The organism is Pseudoalteromonas sp. CuT4-3 (assembly GCF_035666335.1).
Lineage (GTDB): Bacteria > Pseudomonadota > Gammaproteobacteria > Enterobacterales > Alteromonadaceae > Pseudoalteromonas > Pseudoalteromonas atlantica.
In genome coordinates this window covers 2988497-3005710 of the sequence record NZ_CP142030.1, presented here as the reverse complement: position 1 = coordinate 3005710, position 17214 = coordinate 2988497, and the positions used below count along the sequence as shown (strand labels likewise).

Below are 17214 nucleotides of genomic sequence, written 5' to 3'. Positions count from 1 at the left end.
CTTAAAATTTGATTACATACTTTGTTTTTAAGGCTCAGGCTGTCCTTTTTTAAGTCGCTTACTGAGCGCTGGCTGCGATATACCGAGTAGTTGCGCTGCCATTGATTGATTTGAGTTGCTACGTTTCATAGCTTCTGCCACCAGTAATTCTGCGGCTTGTTTTAAAGTGGGTAGCGTTGATGTTGACTCAAATAACGGCTTGGCAAGCTGGGCTTGCATATCTAATTTGGGCACGGCGCTGCGTACGCTTTCAAACGCTTTCATAGACAGGGCGCCACTTTGGTGGGTGCTCATTGCATCAAAGGCCATGGCGCGCAGCTCTCTTATATTGCCTGGGAAAGCGTAGTTTTCGAGTAAAATTAATAATTCTTTTGGAATACTTGCCACCGGTTTATTAAATTCTTGTGCGGCAAGCGTTAAAAAGTGCTCGAGTAATAAGGCTATATCTTGCTTGCGCTCTCTCAGCGGCGGAATATTTACATGATGAATTTTTAAACGGTAGTATAAGTCGTTTCTAAATTCGCCATTTTCTTTTTTAGTGAGTAAGTTTTGGTGGGTGGCTGCAATAATGCGCGCGTTGATGCGCTTTGGGGTATCGCTGCCTACTGGGTAATATTCGCCTTCTTGCAAAAGCCTTAATAACTTTACTTGCGAGGCCAGGTTTAAATCGCCAATTTCATCAAGAAATAGTATCCCGCCTGATGCGCGTTCTATCATGCCTTTGCGGGCTTGCTCAGCACCTGTAAAAGCGCCTTTTTTATGGCCAAATAAGGTATCCGAAAATAAGTTATCGTCAAGGCCGGCTACGTTTACACACACAAGTTCGCCACTGCAGCTACTGGTTTCGTGAATGGCTCTGGCTATAAGCTCCTTTCCTACGCCGCTTTCTCCGGTTATAAGAATAGGTTGTTGGCTATTTGATATAGACTCAATGTAATTAAACACCGAATGCATTTGGTGATCTACACTGATAATTTTAGAAAACGCAGGATGCAGGCTTGTTTGGTTTTCTAGCAGATAGCCGCGCATGGCTTGGTTTTCTAGGTTTAGCTCTTGAAAACGCACCACCTGCATTATGCTATTGCTTAGGCGTTCGGGATCTTCTGTTTTTACATGATAACCATAAGCACCTAACTTTATGCATTTTACAGCGGCTTCTACTTGGTTAATGCCGCTGATGATCACCACCGAAATGTGCGGAAAAAGCTCTGTAATTTGCGCTATAAGCTCATCGCCGCTGATATGTGGCATGTTTAAATCAAGCAATACAACGCGAACATTCCCTTGGTTTAGTTTGGCAATTACATCGCGGCTATCATTACATTGTACAATGTTGTTAATGCCGCAGTAGCGCTCTATTGCAAACGATATGCTTCGTAAAAAGCTGTTGTCGTCATCACAAATGAGGACCTCAAAACTAGGATATAAATTAGTATTCATAGTTCTCTCTCGTGTTGTAATAAGGGTAGTGATAGCTTTACTTTTGTGCCTTTACCGAGGGTTGATTTAAAGGTGAGTTGGCCTTGGTGATCTGCCACGATCCCCGCTGATACAGAAAGCCCTAAGCCGGTGCCGCCAGATTGTCGTTTGGTGGTATAAAACGGGTCGGTGAGCTTAATTAAGTGCTGTTGATCAATGCCTACGCCTTGATCTTCAATGCTCAGCACAACCTGATTGTGTTTAGTATGGAAATAGCTGGTGATAATAATTTTTTGCGATTTGTCTTCAAGCGCTTGGCAGGCATTTAAAATTAAATTAACGATTACTTGCTCGATGCGGCTGCCGCTGCCTTTAAACGCAGGCAGTGAGTTGGCTAAGTTAACCTCTAAGTGGTTTGTCGAGTTTTTAATTTGATTTGTGACTAAGCGAATAGAGCGGTTTGTTAGTAGGTTTAAATCTAGCTGCTCAGTTTTCTCATGCGATGCTTCACCTTTTACGGCAAAGCTTTTTAAATCCTCTACTATGCCTTTTACCTTGTTACTGGCAATGTGCATATCGTCTAAAATTTCTGGCAGCATATGTTTAAAGCGCTGATAGCTTACACCGGCAACAAGAAAGTCGCCTTGGCGTGCTTGATGCTCATCAAGTATGTCTGTTGCATCTTCAAAGGCTTCTTTTATAAACGGAAAATTTAACGTTAAAATACTACATGGGTTATTAATTTCGTGAGCTACTCCCGAAACCAGTACCCCCAGTGAGGCCATTTTATCTGCATGAAGTAGCTGTAACTGCTGGGCTTGTAGCTCTTTGGTGCGGCTTTCTACTTTTTTGCGCAGGGCTTTGTTCCAAATTATCACTACGGTACTAATTAGTAGCAGCACCACTACACATATACCCGCTATTACGCCAGCTTTTGACCAAGGTGATACGTTTAACGGGCCAAACCATTTATCGTAAATTTCTTGCTGGCGGCCGGTGTTTTTTAAAATAGCTAAGCCTTGAGTAAATTGCGATAACAGCGCTTCATCTGCGGTTTTAGTGGCATAGCCATAAAGCCGGTTTCATTCTAGGCTAGAAATAGCAGTGATGTTTGATAGCCCCAATTTTTTACTTAAATATAAACCGGGTAAGTTTGAAACCACTGCAAAGTCATAGCGGCCAGAGGCAAGCAAACGCAGGGCATCGGCATGGGTTTCAACCGGTATAAGGGTAATGTTTAAGCCTGAGTGGTTAAGCATATCAAATGCTGAGCCATTGCTTTGTACAATAACGCGGTAGTTTTCAAGCTCGCTGTAGTGCGTTATTTTAGGGCTATTGTCGCGCGCAAATATAGAGTGGTTAACAAACGTGTGCGGGCTAAAGTTATACAGATCGGTGCGCTCGGGTGTGGCGGCCATGCCTTGTAAAATATCCACATTTCCACGGTCAAACTCGGCTCTTATTTCGGCCCAGGGCATTAGCTTTATTTTTATATTAAGCCCCATTACAGCGGCTATTTCTTGGCTAAGTTCTACGTTGTAACCTGTAAGCTCGCCATCTTCGTTAATAAACTCATAAGGGGGGTAGTTAAAATCTCCGCCCACTATAATTTGTTTAGGCTGCGATAAATTAGCTTGTGCAATGCAGTTTAGGCTATTAATACCCAGTAGGCTTAGTAGCGCTATTTTTAATACATAAAACCAAGCGTTTTGTTTAATAAACAAGTGAGTAAACCTCTGCATTTTTTAGTTGTGGTAGTGCGTTAGTAAATTGTCTAAACAGTACAAATAAAATGGCGTTTATGTTCCTTTTACAGCCGCAAAAAGGTTGTTTTTAGTTGGCAGCAGGGGACTATAGTCTGTATTTTAATTTTATATAAATTAGGTACTAACGAATTTATCATGGTTTTAAGTCTTATCTATTTATACTTTAAACTAAATAAGAATAAATTAATTGTTAATTAAGGTTTTTTGTAAGGAAGTTATGTCTTTTTAAGGCTGTTTAATAAAATAAAAGCGATTTAATATCGGCTATTAAATCGCTTTTATTGGTTGGGCCTATTTAGAGAATGTTGACCTGTGTAGATTAACGTTTTTCAAGCTAGGGCAGTTTAAGCAAGGCGCTTGGCTTTTAAGCGAGTGGGCTTAATAATCGCTTTTGCTAAATACTAAACTCACTACTGTAATTTTAATCACGATTGGTCAACATGCCTTAGTACTAAAACTTCATGTTTAGGTTTACTTGAATGCGATCGCGGCCATTGTTGTTAGTGGGTATATCGTTATTAATATTATCCACGCTAAACCATCTTAAATCGGCATTTAGGTTCTCTGCAATTTTGTAATCTAGCTGTACGCGTGTGCCTTTAATATTGGTATAAGAACCCGGTGTATTAGTTTGCGTAAACGCGCCATTCATAGGCAATGCATAGGCTTCGGTATGTAGCACGTAAAAACGCAGGCCAAACTGCTTATTAATTTGATAACGAGCATGTACAGTAAACGCTGTATTTTCGCTATCGGCTTCGCTTGTGTAGTAATCGGCTGCAAAGCGCACTGCGCCATAACGTACATCAAGGTTGTAGGTCATTACGTTGCCTGCTTGGTCATCATCAAGGCCCGACTCAGCACTGGCATAGGCCGTATCTGAGGCGCTAACAAAAATTCCGCCAATACCGGCTTTAACGTTAATGTTATTAAAACTTGTAGCATAAACACCTTGTAGCTGTTGCCAGCTAGCATCGCGCTTGCCTTCGCCATTATCGACGTTTTCTTCAAGAATAATATGCCCCGCATTAACGCTAAACGTATTGTTACTCCAGTTAGCTTGTACACCTTCTAGCGCTATATCGTCACGAAAAAGCAGCTCTGATGAATGCATATAAACGGGGGCCGCTTTACCAATATATACTTGGGTGTTACTAATCCCTGTGTACTTCATAAAGGCGCGGTCTAAACCAAAGTCATCGTTATCGCTGGTATCGGTGATACCAAAGGTTTGATGGGTTGAATCGTGTTGGCTTGAGGTTGTTCTAAAGCGCATTTGCGCTGACCAGTTATCGGTAGCTGCGTATTTAATACCAAATCGGGCACGCAAACGGGCGCGGCTTGTTGAGTCAATTGTATCGCCTTCGGTGCGCTCAAAGCGCATACGCATATCGCCAAATAGCTTAACGGCTTCAAGGCCATTTAAACCTTCAATTGTAATATCAGCATGGGCTGGCTTAGCTAAGGCAATAACACCTAATGCAACGGGTAAATATATAAGTTTACTAGTCATGGTTTGTTCTCTATAAAATTACTAAATCGAGGGTTATTGCTTAGCGGGTTGAGCCGCTGTGTTGTCTTGGTTGTAAAGGGTTTCGTCAAGCTCGCCTTCGCTTTTGCCAATTAATAAAGTAACCATTAAATCGCCAGTTACATTTATGGTAGTGCGCGCCATATCTAAAATTCGGTCAATACCGGCAACTATTGCAATGCCTTCAAGTGGTAGGCCAACGGTGGTCAGTACTAGCGAAAGCATAATAAGGCCTGCACCGGGTACACCAGCGGTGCCTACAGAGGCTAAAGTAGCTGTAGCTATAATGGTTAAGTAATCTGTTGTGGTGAGGTCAATACCAAAGGCTTGGGCGATAAACAGTGCTAATACGCCTTGGTATAAAGCGGTGCCATCCATGTTAATCGTGGCGCCTACTGGCAGTACAAAGCTTGATACAGTACGCGATACACCTAAGTTTTGGGTGGCGCATTTAATGCTGGCAGGTAAAGTACCTGAGCTACTTGTGGTGGTAAAAGCAATAATTTGCGCTTCAATAATACCTTTATAAAAACGCTGTGGATTAAGCTTGCCTAGTAAGCCTACAAAGCCGCCACCCAACACTAAAACGTGAATAATACAGCCTAGGTACACTAAGCCAATTACTTTTATAAGTGGCAGTAAAACATCCAGTCCGTACTTGCCAGATACCCAAGCCATTAATGCAAATACACCATATGGCGCCAGCTTCATTACAAGCTCAGTTAATTTGTACATTGCATCGGCTAGGCTTTCAAACATTTTGCTAGCGGGTTCGCCTTTTTCACCAATTAGGTTTAAAGCAATACCTAAGCTCAACGCAAACACAATAATTTGTAAAATATTACCTGAGGCTAATGAGCCCACTGGGTTTTTTGGTACTAAACCTACAATGGTGTCTACTAAGGTAGGGCTTGGTTTAGCATCAGCCACTGTGGTTGCAACCATATTTAAGCCTGCGCCAGGTTCAAACAACAACCCAAGACCCAAACCAATCGAAATAGCTACTGCGGTGGTGGCTAAATAAAATACGATTGACTTAACACCAATACGCCCCATTTTAGTGGTGTCTTTCATTGAGGTAACACCAACAATTAATGAGCAAAATATAAGCGGTACAATTAACATTTTTATGGCGCTAATAAATAGCTGGCCAATTGGTTTTATATATTCAGCATTATTGCCTAACAGCATGCCGGCAATAATACCCGCTATCATACCTATGAGTATTTTTAGCCAGAGCGCCATTTTTTTAGGCTCGTTGTTATTAATACTTGTTGTACTGGTCATAGTGTTATTCCAATTATTTATAATATTTAGTGGGAGCTATTTAACTTTTGCTTAGGGCGTTAACGCGCATATTGCACCGGCACGTGCACAGGCCACACAAGGGACTTGCAATTTTATGGACAAGCTTTCGTTAGCCTTTTTCGATAGGGGTTGTTTGTACACGTGCATAATTAAGCTCTAAAGTTGTTATATTATTGTTATTGCATTAATAATGCCAAGCACGGTTTTGTTAATAACGTATTGAATGTTATTGATTTTATTGTTTTTGGTTGGCGGTTTGTTAATATAACTTTTTGAATAATTATTAATAATGAAAGGCGGGTTAAAGGCGGCTTAAATGATGGTTTATAAATAACTCACTTAAAATCAATGAGTTGACAGGTGTATAACTTTTATTATTGATATAACAAAAGTTATATTTAATGCATTAATTAATCATATCTTTTGATTTTTTAGGGTTTAAAACATTATTAAGTTGTAAATTGGCTGTATGTGGTTTTATTTTTTCTTATACGTTTAGCTTAGATAATATTTTTACCCTGTTCAGGATCGCGTGATTTTTCGGCTTGATCACGAATTTCGTCGGTATCACTACTTACATCATCAACCGTTTCATTTTGCTGCTGCAGCTGCTTAGAGCTTTGCTGAGCAGTTAAAGGTTGCTCAGCTTTGTTGCTGGGCTTTTGTGCATCACTCTCATCAGGTGCACTGAGTAAAATACGCTCGCGGGCATCATCTGGCATACTGATGTTTTGCGCTGTAAATTCGGTTACTAGCTCACGCATTAACTGCGAGGCCACTTTTAACGGACTATGTTGTTCGCTGTTAACCCAAAAAAACAGATTAAAGTTAATTGTTGAGCTGCCTAAATTATTGATCAGCACTTGTGCTGGTGGCTCAGTAATAACACCCGTTTGCTTGTTTGCAATTTCAAGGGCGAGTGTTTGGCAGTAACGAATATCGTTATCGTAACCTATGCCAATCACCACCTTGGCACGCATTTTTGGATTTGCAGTTAGGTTTTTAATGGTATTTTTATAAACCGTGGCGTTAGGTATTTGTATATGGTTGCCATCGTAATCAACTAAGGTGGTTGCGCGAGCGGTGACCTTTTTAACCACACCTAAGCGGCCATCGACTTCTATTACATCGTCTATTTTAAATGGCCGTTGAACGCTCAACAGCAAACTAGCAATAAAGTTCTCTGCTATGTCTCTAAAGGCAAAGCCCAATATTAAGCCTATTAATCCGGTACCGCTCATAATAGCAATAGCAAATTCGGTAAGTCCTGCTAAACGCAAAAATAAATACACGCCTAGCAATAAAATTAAAATGCTAATCCCGCGTTTGGCCACTAAGTGCACAAGTTTACTGTCGGTCATATAAATGAGCGGTTTTACTAACAGCTTAGACAAAGGACTGGCGACAAAGTAGCTAATAGTTAAAAGTATAAAACCTAATAAAAGAGTGGGTAATATTTGCGCTGTTGCGTGAAGTAATTGCAAACTTTGGGCGTATAAATACTGCCAACTGAGCACGCTTTCTGGGGTGTTTAAGGCATTCACAGCCGTGGTGTTCACTGCAATTAGCATAGTTATAAGGCTGTTCATGGCGTATTACCTTGGTATTTTAAATAATCTAGCAAGTAGCAAGTTTAATACCAATGCCATAAGCACAGCTTGGCAAACTTTTTGCTCGATAATAGGCTAAAAAGGAGCAAACAATGAGCAAACCTAAACGGGGACAACATGCCGAGCAGCCAGTGCACATTCCGGTTATTGGTTGGTGGGACATAGCCAAACGTATTTTTAAGCAAATGAGCCAAGATAACTTATCGCTGGTTGCAGCGGGCGTTGCGTTTTATGCCTTACTTGCTATTTTTCCTGCTATTGCTGCAATGGTTTCTGTGTATGCGTACTTTTCATCGCCCACCGATATTAGTGAACACTTAAGTAAAATAGTTACCTTATTACCGCAAAGCACGAGCGATTTAATTTTATCTCAGGTCTCGAGCTTGGCTCAAACCTCTAACGCCAGTTTAAGCTTAAGTGCAATTGGTACACTTATTCTTACTATTTGGAGTAGCTCTAAAGGCAGCCAAGCGCTTATTACTGCCTGTAATATTAGTTATCATGAATACGAAAAACGCTCTTTTTTTCATGCTCAGTTAGTACGTTTTTTATTTTCGGTAGGGGCTATTTTAGTGGCTATTTTTGCTTTGCTAATTATAGGTATTTTACCCATAGTACTTAATTTAGTGGGCTTAAAAGAAAGTATAGACTTACTAATAAAGTTAATATCGTGGCCATTACTCGCCTTTATGTTTAATTTTGCATTGGTGCTTTTGTATCGCTATGCACCACACCGAAAACCCGCTAAATGGCGCTGGATCACACTTGGCTCGTGTATTGCGACTGTATTATGGATTTTAGCCTCAATTGGTTTTTCGTTTTATGTCTCTCACTTTGCAAGCTACAACGAAACGTATGGTTCGTTAGGCGGGGTAGTGATTATGCTAATGTGGCTCTATATAAGTGCCTATATTATTACGCTTGGGGCGGTAATAAATGCGGCAACCGAACAACAAACAGCGAAAGATAGTACCAAAGGCCCCGCTAAAGAACGCGGTAAACGCGGCGCCTATGTTGCTGATCACCTTGATGTAGATGAGCCGACAAACTCTTAGCCGGGCTCATTATTGCACAAGCTTATGAGATGCTGAGTAAATGCTTGGCCAACGGGGCCTAAACGGTCATTGTCGGTGCACATTAAATAAAGCTTTAAGGAGCGGGTTGTACCTTGCTCTAAATTAAGGGGCTTAAGTGTGTTGTTTTTAAGATAAGGTTTAATTTGTGCACTAGGCAGCCATGCATAACCAAAGTTTTGGCTAACCATATCAATAGAGTTACGTAAGTGACTTACTGTCCAGCGCATATCAGCCCCAAGCCAGCCGTCGTCGTGGCTGGTGTGGGTGGCCGAATCGCGAACAACTATTTGCCTGTGTAATTTAAGCTCTCTGTAGGTCAGTGGTTCAGTGCGCTGGTGTAAGGGGTGATCAGGGTGCGCAACGGCAATAAATTCTATATCGCACAAGCTATGGCAATTAATGCCATAAAGCGCAATAGAGGTAATTGCTAAGTCGACCACTGCATTGGTAAGTAATTCGTTTGCGCCATTAAGTACGCTTTCTATCAGTTCTATTTTTACCAGCGGGTATTGCTCATTAATATGGCTTAGCGCTTGGTACAATAAATGCTGCGGAAACACTTCATCTACTGCTATTTTTAATGTGCTTTCAATACCTTCGCTTAACGTATTAGCAACCGATTCTATTTTGCTGGCTTCATCTATTAAAAATTCGGCGCGGCGCAATATAAGCTTACCGTTTTCGGTTAAATACGCTTTACGGCCTTTTACTTCAAGCAATTTTACTTGCAGTGCCGACTCTAACTTTTGCACTGCATGGTGCACGGTTGATTGGCTTTTAAATACCGCGCTGCTAGCACCGGCAAATCCACCATGCTCTACAACAGCTTTAAACATTCTCCATTGCTCGAGTGTTGCCTTTGCCATTTTAAACCTTGTTACTACTTACTATTGATTAAATTACCTGACCGTGTAGGCACTCTATTTATTGCGTAACTACTTATTTATTATTGGCAATAACCATTTTTTTGCTGCTCAGCAACGTCATAAACTCTTTTTTAGGCACTGGCTTTGAAAACAAATAACCTTGCCCGTAGTCGCATCCTGCTTTTAGTAGTAGCTGCATTTGTTGCTGCGTTTCAATTCCTTCAGCAATAACTTTTAGGCCAAGCTGGTGGGCCATTACAATAATGGCTTCACATAAAGCAAGCTCTTGGCTCCCTGCCTTAATATTATCAATAAAGCGTTTATCTATTTTTAGGTAATCGGTATCCATTTCCTGTAAGTACGCGAGCGATGAATAGCCGGTGCCAAAGTCATCTAGCGCTAATTGCACACCTGACTGGACTAATGTTTTTAAGCGACTTTGAGTTAGTGGCTCTGGGTTAACCATAAGGCCTTCTGTGATCTCGGCCACAATAGAGGAGGCAGGTAGCTTGGCTGCTTTTAAAATCTCACACCAATCGTCAATTCCGCTATCGATTGTTGATAACTGCACAGGAGAGACATTTATACTAATTTGAAATTGCTCCCCCATGGTGGTGTTTATTTCTTTTAGGGTGTGTATTGCTTGTGTAAATACAAATTGGCCCAGCGCATTTATTTGCCTAGTTTCCTCTGCAAGCGGTATAAACGTCGCCGGCGAGACTAACCCCTTTTTAGGGTGGTGCCAGCGAATAAGCCCTTCGGCTTTATGAATGTGCAAATCGTTTAATGCCACAATAGGCTGATAAAATAGCTCAAATTGTTCAAGCTCTATGGCGGTGCGTAAATCTTTTAATAGCTGCATACGCGCTTGCGCATGAATACGCATATCTTTTGAAAAAAACTCAAACCCATTACGGCCGTTATTTTTAGCTTTATACATGGCTTGGTCGGCAGCTTTTAATAGCAGCTCTGTACTTTGGCCATCGCTAGGTGCGCATGCAATGCCGATACTAGCGCTAATAAATAGCTCCTCGTCTTCAAGCTGTATACTTGATGAAAGGCTTTGCAATATATTGCTGGCAATTTGGTTTATATGGCGACTGCTTTTAACATGGTCGTATACAATCACAAACTCATCACCGCCAATACGCGCGACAAAACTGGCGTTTATTGCAGCTTGAATTATCCGTTGAGAAACTAACTTAAGTAGATTATCGCCATAATGATGGCCTAACGTGTCGTTAATATCTTTAAAGTGATCAATATCGAGCAGCATCACAACAAGTTCGCATTTGTCGCCTGTTACTTCATCAAAACGCTTATTTAAACGCTCTTTAAGCTCTAGCCTATTTGGTAAATCAGTTAAGTGGTCGAAGTGAGTTTTTCGCCATATGGTTTCATCGGCTTGTTTTTTTTCTGTTAGGTCGGTAAAAATGGCCACCCGGCGAGTAGGCATGTTATTATCATCGTAAACGGTATCTATGATCAGAAACTCGGTATAGGTGTCGCCATTTTTTTTACGATTAATTATCTCACCCTGCCAACGGCCAGTTTCTCTGAGCTCTGCCCACATTTTTTCATAAAATGCTTTTGAGTGTTTGCCAGATGCTAAAATACGGCTGGTTTTACCTATCGCTTCTTCTTTACTGTATAGAGTTGTTTCGCAAAACGCAGGGTTTACGTCATAAATAATGCCGTCGGGGTCTGTAATCATCATCCCTTCACTACTATTACTGTAAACAAGCGACGCTAAATGAAGTGCTTTTTCGTTGACCTTTTTTTGGCTTATATCTCTAAGAACAATAATGTATTCATTATTAGTGAGTGCATTGATTCTTGCCTCAAAAAAGTGCTCTTTAGATTTTTTAAACAATGTAAATTCAACGGTTTGTGAACCCTCTAAAATACCTAAATGAGAAAGCAGTAACTCTGCGTTGGCCTCAGAGAGTACATCAACTAATTTTAAAGCTTTGCCTGTCTCAACATTTAGCACAGGGCTAATATAGCCGCCAATATAAAGGATTTTGCCTTGGGCATTTATACGTATGTAGGTATCGGGTAAAGCATTTAATAAGCTCATTAACTCGTTGTGCTTATTTTTTAATTTAGCCTCTGCAGATAGCCGGGTTTGTGCCATAACAGCAAAACGGTCATAAAGCGCGCGCAGCTCTGGGCTATTGGGCTTCTTAATATGTTTGGGCATAGTGCCATTTGCCAGTTCATCTGTGGCTTTGGTTAAATTAGCGATAGGCTTAAATATACTTTGTTTAATTAAGCGCCTAGCGAGCAACACCAACAGGGCAATAGCCGATAAAAACGCAAAAATGGTTTTAGCAAAGCTTTCATTCACTTTATTAATAAAGTCTTCAACCGAAACGGCTATATAAATATCTAAATTATTATCGTGGCCGTCTTTGTATATAACTGAGCGGTGAAAAACCTGGTTTTCGCCTTCTGCATTTTTAAATACGGTTAACGAGCTTTTATCGTGAAGTAAATCTATGTCAGTAATTTTTTGGCCTAAATTACGTGGTTGATTAGGGTAGTTGGCCAGTATTAAGCCATTAGAGTCGGCAATAACGGCCTTGGCATTGTTAGGTAATTTTGCTTCGCTTAAGGCGATATTCCACCAATTCAATGCAATAACGGTAACCAGTGTGCCTTTTAGTTGGTTATTACTATCTATAATTGGGTAGGCAAAATTGACACTTTGCGCTTGAATACTTCGGTCGTATTGAAAATACCCCACCGAAAAACTTTTATTACTGATGGCATTTTGAAAATAAGTACGATCGCTAATATTAATATTTTTACTACGACCATTTGTCACGCACTGTAGGTCGCCATTTTTATCAACAATACCTATATTTGCAATATTCTTATAAAGGGCTTTTATTTCGTAAAAGTAATTAGGGCAGGTTGTGGGGAGTGTTTCATTTTTTGCTGTTTTATCGGCTAAATAAATAGTAATACGTTTAACATCATCAACCATTGTTTTTTGATGTTGTGTCAATTGCTTAGCTATATTTACTATTCTTTCTTCACTTTTTTCAATGGCAGCATCACGCTCATACCATAGCGTAAATACCGTCACAGCGGCGCCGGGAATGCTAAGTAGGATGAGTAACCTGTAAAGCTGGCTTTTAAGCGATGAAGTAAAAATAAGTTTTCCTTAAGCTCTGCGTCCCTAAAAAGTGATTGTAGACATAAAAGCCAAAAATAACCATACAAAATATAGGGTTGCACTAAAAAGTTATTAGAAATCAGCTTAAGTCTGTGTTTTTAATCATGAAGCTTATTATGCCAAATAAACGAATTATCAAAATAAGCACTCAACTTTCTAAAAAATAGAATGTTTTGCTCGATTTAAAGACATAGTCGTATTGTTTTATGAATGCTTTAATAAGCTCATTAATTAATCTACTACAGTATTTTAAATATGAACATAGCAAAAGTGTTAACTGCTTACGCCACCCAAGATGGTGATGGTGTAAACATAAGTCGAATACCTGGTTTTGATGGCAAATATCTCGACCCTTTTTTAATGATTGATGAGCTAAAGTCTAACAATGAAAGTGACTATATTGGTGGCTTTCCACCGCACCCTCATCGCGGCATTGAAACCTTTACGTACATTATTAAAGGTGGCTTTGAACACCAAGATCAAATGGGCAACAAAAAAGCGATCCGATCTGGCGATGTACAATGGATGAGTACAGGTAGAGGCGTAATGCACAGTGAAATGCCACTGACAGATGCAAAAGAGGGGCTGCATGGCTTTCAAATTTGGATCAATATGCCCAGTGGCGAAAAAATGCGTGCGCCACGTTATCAAGATACTACACAAAATCCAGCGCCTGAAGTCACTAACAAGCACGGCGTGAGCTTTAGCGCACTTGCGGGTAATTGGCAGTTTGAAGATTGTACGTTAACGTCGAGTTTGCAAAGCTTAGCGGCCAATGCTGCACTGGCCAATGTTACTCTCCCCGTTAATACACGCATGCAGTTAGCAGGGCTTAAACAACGTAAAGTGATGATTTATGTTCATACCGGTGAGCTTATTACAGGTGACGAGCAAACATTTAATGCTGGCAAGTTGCTTATATTAAGTGAAAACAGTGACATTGATATATCTTCACAAAAGGGGGCGGGGATACTTATTTTAGCGGGTGACCCACTTGAGCAACCTATTGCACATATGGGCCCATTTGTAATGACCACGCAAGAGGAAATTAAACAAGCGGTGCGTGATTATCAAAACGGCGAATTTGGCAACATTTAATAGTTAATTGAGGAGGTTATTATGGGTTTATTAGTTGATGGCCAATGGCAAGACAAATGGTACGACACCGACTCGAATAATGGTAAATTTAAACGCGAAGCAGCGCAGCTTCGTAATTGGATCACAAAAGATGGCAGCCCTGGACCTACAGGAAGTGGTGGGTTTAAAGCGCAAGCAAATCGCTACCACTTATATGTTGCCTTAGCGTGCCCGTGGGCGCATCGCACACTTATATTCATACAGCTAAAAGGCCTAAGCGATATTATTAGCGTATCGGTAGTCAGCCCAGATATGTTAGATAAGGGGTGGAGCTTTGATAAAGATAACCTCAGTAGCGGCGATGATTTATTTAATAGTGAATACTTACATCAAATTTATACTAAGCACGATGAAAATTACAGTGGGCGAGTAACTGTGCCTGTGCTTTGGGATAAGCAGCAAAATAAAATTGTTAGTAATGAATCTGCAGATATTATTCGTATGTTCAATACCGCATTTAATGAAATTACGAATAATACGGATGACTATTACCCACAATCACTACAAGCTGATATTGATGAAATTAACGACCTTGTTTATACCAATATTAATAATGGGGTGTATAAAGCGGGTTTTGCAACCACACAAACAGCATACGAAGATGCATTTACTGCGTTATTTAAAGCACTTGATAAAGTAGAAGGCATACTAAGTAAAAATCGTTACCTGATGGGGAGCACATTAACTGAAGCGGATTGGCGTTTATTTACCACACTCATTCGGTTCGATAGCGTGTATGTAGGGCATTTTAAGTGTAATTTACGCACCATTGAAAGCTACCCAGCGCTGAGTAACTATGTACGTGAGTTATACCAAATAGAGGGAGTAGCCAGTACGGTTAACCTTGAGCATATTAAGCGGCATTACTATTTTAGCCACACAATGATCAACCCAACGCAAATTATTCCAAAAGGGCCGGCGTTAAACTTTAGCCAAAACCATAATAGAGACGAGTTGGACTAAGAGGTATTAAAGTAAGCGGCAATTGCACTTTTAAAAATGCTTTTATAAATGCAATTGCTGCTATGCAAATAACTTTACCAGCCAGCCGTATTTTCGCACAAAGCTGGTTTCGCTTTTGCCAGCTTGAACAGTTGCTCCGGCTAAAAAGGCTGATGCCAATCCTACCTTGGTGGCTGCAAAGCGCTTAAAGCGATACTTTATTGCTGCATGGTGCTGGCGCTTTAATGCATGCTGTAAATCCATTTGCTTATTTAACGTGTCAACGTTCTCATTGGGTTCTTTAATTAGAAAATTAACGAGCATGGTTATTTCCTTATAGATTTAAAAGTTGCTTTAAACTTTTAATCGTTTTACTAAAGCCAATTTTATTGCTTAGGTATACGGTATTTCGCCAAAGCCAAATTAAACAAATTATTTGCGCGAGTGCAGCAGTAGCAAAGCTAAGCCAAACCGAGCCAAATAAATCATATACACCGTAGCCAATTGCACCTAGTAAGCCGGCCCACAACAAAATCAAACCACTGGCAAAACATCCTAAAAATATAGTGATCAACGCCATTGATCGTAACGACAGCTTCCACTCAGCCTTTGCAAGTTGGTGGGTAAGCTTTCCTTGCGTTTTATAATCCTCCTTGAGCTGGTCAGAGTATTCAATGATCTTTGCTATATGATCCTGCCAATCATCCTTTTGGCTAGGGTCATCAGTTGTTTGATTTTGAGCATTACCGTCCGTGGTTGCTGTTGTTTGTGAGCTACTCATTATTTATTACTTACGACGAAATAGTGACGTTACAAGCATACCCGCCGCAAAAGCAATCCCCGCTGTTGCTAGCGGATTTTCTGAGGCAAAAGCACGCGTTTTTGCGCTGCACTCAGTTAGTTTTTCACGAGCAATAAGTTGTTTTTCGCTTAGTGCTTCTGCAGAGCTTGAAGCGCCTTTACGTACGCTTGACTCAGCAACTGATGCCTTGCTTGAAAGTGCATCTACTGCATCGTGTGCTACAGACGTTGCTTTTTCAGTCAACGGTGCCTCACTCTCTTTTTGTTTAAGATCAGGTTTCATGTTTGTTTCAGTATTCGGTTTTGTATTTGTTGCAGTAGCCATAATCAATCCTTAATAAATAAAATAAAAAAATTTAACTGGTGCTATAGCAGATGCAACGATTAAACCAACCATTAAAAATAATTTAACCACTTGATTCTATTGTTTTTATATATTTAAGGTAGGGTGCGGTAGATTAAATAAAAAGCAGCATGAAGTAAGTATTGCTGCTGTGCTAAGTAAATTTTACATGGCTATAAACCTAGGGCCTGTTTACCTTTCGAGATTTAATTTGCAGCAGTCTGTTTGGGATTTAGGCAAGGTAGAGCCTATGTAGTGTGGTTATTCCCCATAAATAGGCGATAACGACGTATAAATGTCAAACAGGCGCTGCCCGAAGGGTTCTGCCTAGGGGGCATTTACTCTCTGTTACTCGGTTTTTACTTAGCCCACTAGGTTACAAACCTCAAGCCGCGATTAAATACCCCTTAGATTGAACAAATTATAATCCTTAAAGGTCAACAGGCCCTAGATTCATTTTTTTGTAATTATTCATTGATTATTCAGTAAGCAAATTATGTGAACCAAACGTTATTAGCAACGCTTTAAAAAAATTTTATCTACTACCTCCACTTTTTCCCACGTAATTCAATCGCTTTGCGTAAAGCCTTATTTTTTCTAGCTTAGCGAGACGTTAAAGCTGGTCAGCTTACTTGACAAAAAGGCTTGTCAAGCCCTAAACTGGAGCACTGTGGTAAAAAGTGGTTTTTAGTGGATCTAACTGGATCAAATTAATCGAAACTCGATTACACAATTTAAAAGTAGGCTTTTTATGTTTCGTGGCGCTAGTTCACTGAGCTTGGATGATAAAGGACGTTTTGCGGTACCGACTAAGTACCGAGACGCTTTGCTGTCTGAAGATCAAGGAACGGTAATATGTACCATTGCGCTAAACGAGCCGTGTTTATGGTTGTATCCTCTTGCACAGTGGCAAGAAATAGAAAGCCGCTTATCTAAAATCTCTAATATGAATCCACGCGCTCGCCGAATGCAACGTATGTTGTTAGGTAATGCCACAGAGTATCAACTTGATAAAAATGGTCGAATTTTGCTGGCGCCTTCATTGCGTAGCCACGCAGAACTTGGCAAAAAGATCATGCTAGTTGGTTTAATGAATAAATTTGAAATTTGGGATGAAGCGCGTTGGCACGAACAAATGCGCCAAGACACTGAGCTGGAAAGGCTCGGCGATTTTGAAGCAAACCAAGATTTAGATAATTTCACACTCTAACGGCACTAAAAAAGGCAAACA

General features: G+C 40.4%; 15 protein-coding genes. 4 read left to right on the top strand and 11 right to left on the bottom strand.

Translation table 11 applies throughout. The features are described 5' to 3' along the window. Positions 1-27 precede the first annotated feature (27 nt). The 6 genes from VOI46_RS13860 to VOI46_RS13835 form a co-directional block, all read right to left on the bottom strand. Positions 28-1440 (bottom strand): sigma-54 dependent transcriptional regulator, encoded by a 1413-nt coding sequence (locus VOI46_RS13860; protein ID WP_004589118.1) that lies wholly within the window; start codon positions 1438-1440, stop codon positions 28-30. Continuing rightward, positions 1437-2297, bottom strand: coding sequence for an ATP-binding protein (locus VOI46_RS13855; protein WP_138724993.1), 861 nt, complete (start codon positions 2295-2297; stop codon positions 1437-1439). The genes VOI46_RS13860 and VOI46_RS13855 overlap by 4 nt, the downstream gene beginning before the upstream one ends. Positions 2298-2501: 204 nt before the next feature. After that, positions 2502-3143 carry a transporter substrate-binding domain-containing protein gene (locus VOI46_RS13850; RefSeq protein ID WP_004589120.1) on the bottom strand — a complete coding sequence of 214 codons (642 nt, stop codon included), beginning with the start codon at positions 3141-3143 and terminating at the stop codon, positions 2502-2504. A gap of 493 nt (positions 3144-3636) precedes the next feature. Further along, positions 3637-4698: a putative porin gene (locus VOI46_RS13845; RefSeq protein WP_004589121.1), complete on the bottom strand. Its 1062-nt coding sequence runs from the start codon at positions 4696-4698 to the stop codon at positions 3637-3639. Positions 4699-4731: 33 nt separating this feature from the next. Further along, positions 4732-6003: a dicarboxylate/amino acid:cation symporter gene (locus VOI46_RS13840; RefSeq protein WP_004589122.1), complete on the bottom strand. Its 1272-nt coding sequence runs from the start codon at positions 6001-6003 to the stop codon at positions 4732-4734. Between the two features lie 521 nt (positions 6004-6524). Then, positions 6525-7595 carry a mechanosensitive ion channel domain-containing protein gene (locus VOI46_RS13835; RefSeq protein ID WP_051063449.1) on the bottom strand — a complete coding sequence of 357 codons (1071 nt, stop codon included), beginning with the start codon at positions 7593-7595 and terminating at the stop codon, positions 6525-6527. 131 nt (positions 7596-7726) lie between these two features. On the opposite strand from VOI46_RS13835, the gene VOI46_RS13830 reads away from it, so the two are divergent. Next, complete coding sequence (locus tag VOI46_RS13830; protein ID WP_004589124.1) at positions 7727-8689, top strand: YihY/virulence factor BrkB family protein; 963 nt, start codon at positions 7727-7729, stop codon at positions 8687-8689. Here VOI46_RS13830 and VOI46_RS13825 read toward each other — a convergent pair. Together VOI46_RS13825 and VOI46_RS13820 are read right to left on the bottom strand one after the other, a co-directional pair. Then, positions 8686-9576: a LysR family transcriptional regulator gene (locus VOI46_RS13825; protein WP_004589125.1), complete on the bottom strand. Its 891-nt coding sequence runs from the start codon at positions 9574-9576 to the stop codon at positions 8686-8688. The two genes, VOI46_RS13830 and VOI46_RS13825, sit on opposite strands and share 4 nt — an antisense overlap. 73 nt (positions 9577-9649) lie before the next feature. Further along, positions 9650-12670 (bottom strand): EAL domain-containing protein, encoded by a 3021-nt coding sequence (locus VOI46_RS13820; protein ID WP_004589126.1) that lies wholly within the window; start codon positions 12668-12670, stop codon positions 9650-9652. A gap of 345 nt (positions 12671-13015) precedes the next feature. Between VOI46_RS13820 and VOI46_RS13815 the strand changes: the two genes are divergently transcribed. Both VOI46_RS13815 and VOI46_RS13810 read left to right on the top strand, forming a co-directional pair. After that, entirely contained in the window at positions 13016-13858 is an 843-nt protein-coding gene (locus tag VOI46_RS13815; RefSeq protein ID WP_004589127.1) for a pirin family protein, read from the top strand. Positions 13859-13879: 21 nt separating this feature from the next. Next, positions 13880-14860 carry a glutathione S-transferase family protein gene (locus tag VOI46_RS13810; protein ID WP_004589128.1) on the top strand — a complete coding sequence of 327 codons (981 nt, stop codon included), beginning with the start codon at positions 13880-13882 and terminating at the stop codon, positions 14858-14860. A gap of 60 nt (positions 14861-14920) precedes the next feature. Here VOI46_RS13810 and VOI46_RS13805 read toward each other — a convergent pair whose 3' ends face one another. Genes VOI46_RS13805 through VOI46_RS13795 form a run of 3 tightly spaced genes read right to left on the bottom strand, consistent with a single transcriptional unit; the run spans position 14921 to position 15965 of the window. Beyond that, positions 14921-15163: a hypothetical protein gene (locus VOI46_RS13805; RefSeq protein WP_004589129.1), complete on the bottom strand. Its 243-nt coding sequence runs from the start codon at positions 15161-15163 to the stop codon at positions 14921-14923. Between the two features lie 10 nt (positions 15164-15173). Continuing rightward, the gene (locus VOI46_RS13800) at positions 15174-15620 is read right to left on the bottom strand and encodes a hypothetical protein (RefSeq protein ID WP_004589130.1); all 447 of its coding nucleotides are present in this window, start codon (positions 15618-15620) and stop codon (positions 15174-15176) included. A gap of 6 nt (positions 15621-15626) precedes the next feature. Then, on the bottom strand, positions 15627-15965 hold the full coding sequence (locus VOI46_RS13795; RefSeq protein WP_004589131.1) for a hypothetical protein: 339 nt from the start codon (positions 15963-15965) through the stop codon (positions 15627-15629). A gap of 769 nt (positions 15966-16734) precedes the next feature. Here VOI46_RS13795 and mraZ point away from each other — a divergent pair. Continuing rightward, positions 16735-17193: a division/cell wall cluster transcriptional repressor MraZ gene (mraZ, locus tag VOI46_RS13790; protein WP_004589407.1), complete on the top strand. Its 459-nt coding sequence runs from the start codon at positions 16735-16737 to the stop codon at positions 17191-17193. Positions 17194-17214 lie beyond the last annotated feature (21 nt).

What these genes read in the sequence shown, in the direction of transcription:
- VOI46_RS13860 (WP_004589118.1), bottom strand. Translation starts at nt 1,440, where the DNA reads ATGAATACTAATTTATATCCTAGTTTTGAGGTCCTCATTTGTGATGAC.
- VOI46_RS13845 (WP_004589121.1), bottom strand. Translation starts at nt 4,698, where the DNA reads ATGACTAGTAAACTTATATATTTACCCGTTGCATTAGGTGTTATTGCC.
- VOI46_RS13840 (WP_004589122.1), bottom strand. Translation starts at nt 6,003, where the DNA reads ATGACCAGTACAACAAGTATTAATAACAACGAGCCTAAAAAAATGGCG.
- VOI46_RS13835 (WP_051063449.1), bottom strand. Translation starts at nt 7,595, where the DNA reads ATGCTAATTGCAGTGAACACCACGGCTGTGAATGCCTTAAACACCCCA.
- VOI46_RS13830 (WP_004589124.1), top strand. Translation starts at nt 7,727, where the DNA reads ATGAGCAAACCTAAACGGGGACAACATGCCGAGCAGCCAGTGCACATT.
- VOI46_RS13825 (WP_004589125.1), bottom strand. Translation starts at nt 9,576, where the DNA reads ATGGCAAAGGCAACACTCGAGCAATGGAGAATGTTTAAAGCTGTTGTA.
- VOI46_RS13815 (WP_004589127.1), top strand. Translation starts at nt 13,016, where the DNA reads ATGAACATAGCAAAAGTGTTAACTGCTTACGCCACCCAAGATGGTGAT.
- VOI46_RS13810 (WP_004589128.1), top strand. Translation starts at nt 13,880, where the DNA reads ATGGGTTTATTAGTTGATGGCCAATGGCAAGACAAATGGTACGACACC.
- VOI46_RS13805 (WP_004589129.1), bottom strand. Translation starts at nt 15,163, where the DNA reads ATGCTCGTTAATTTTCTAATTAAAGAACCCAATGAGAACGTTGACACG.
- VOI46_RS13800 (WP_004589130.1), bottom strand. Translation starts at nt 15,620, where the DNA reads ATGAGTAGCTCACAAACAACAGCAACCACGGACGGTAATGCTCAAAAT.
- VOI46_RS13795 (WP_004589131.1), bottom strand. Translation starts at nt 15,965, where the DNA reads ATGGCTACTGCAACAAATACAAAACCGAATACTGAAACAAACATGAAA.
- mraZ (WP_004589407.1), top strand. Translation starts at nt 16,735, where the DNA reads ATGTTTCGTGGCGCTAGTTCACTGAGCTTGGATGATAAAGGACGTTTT.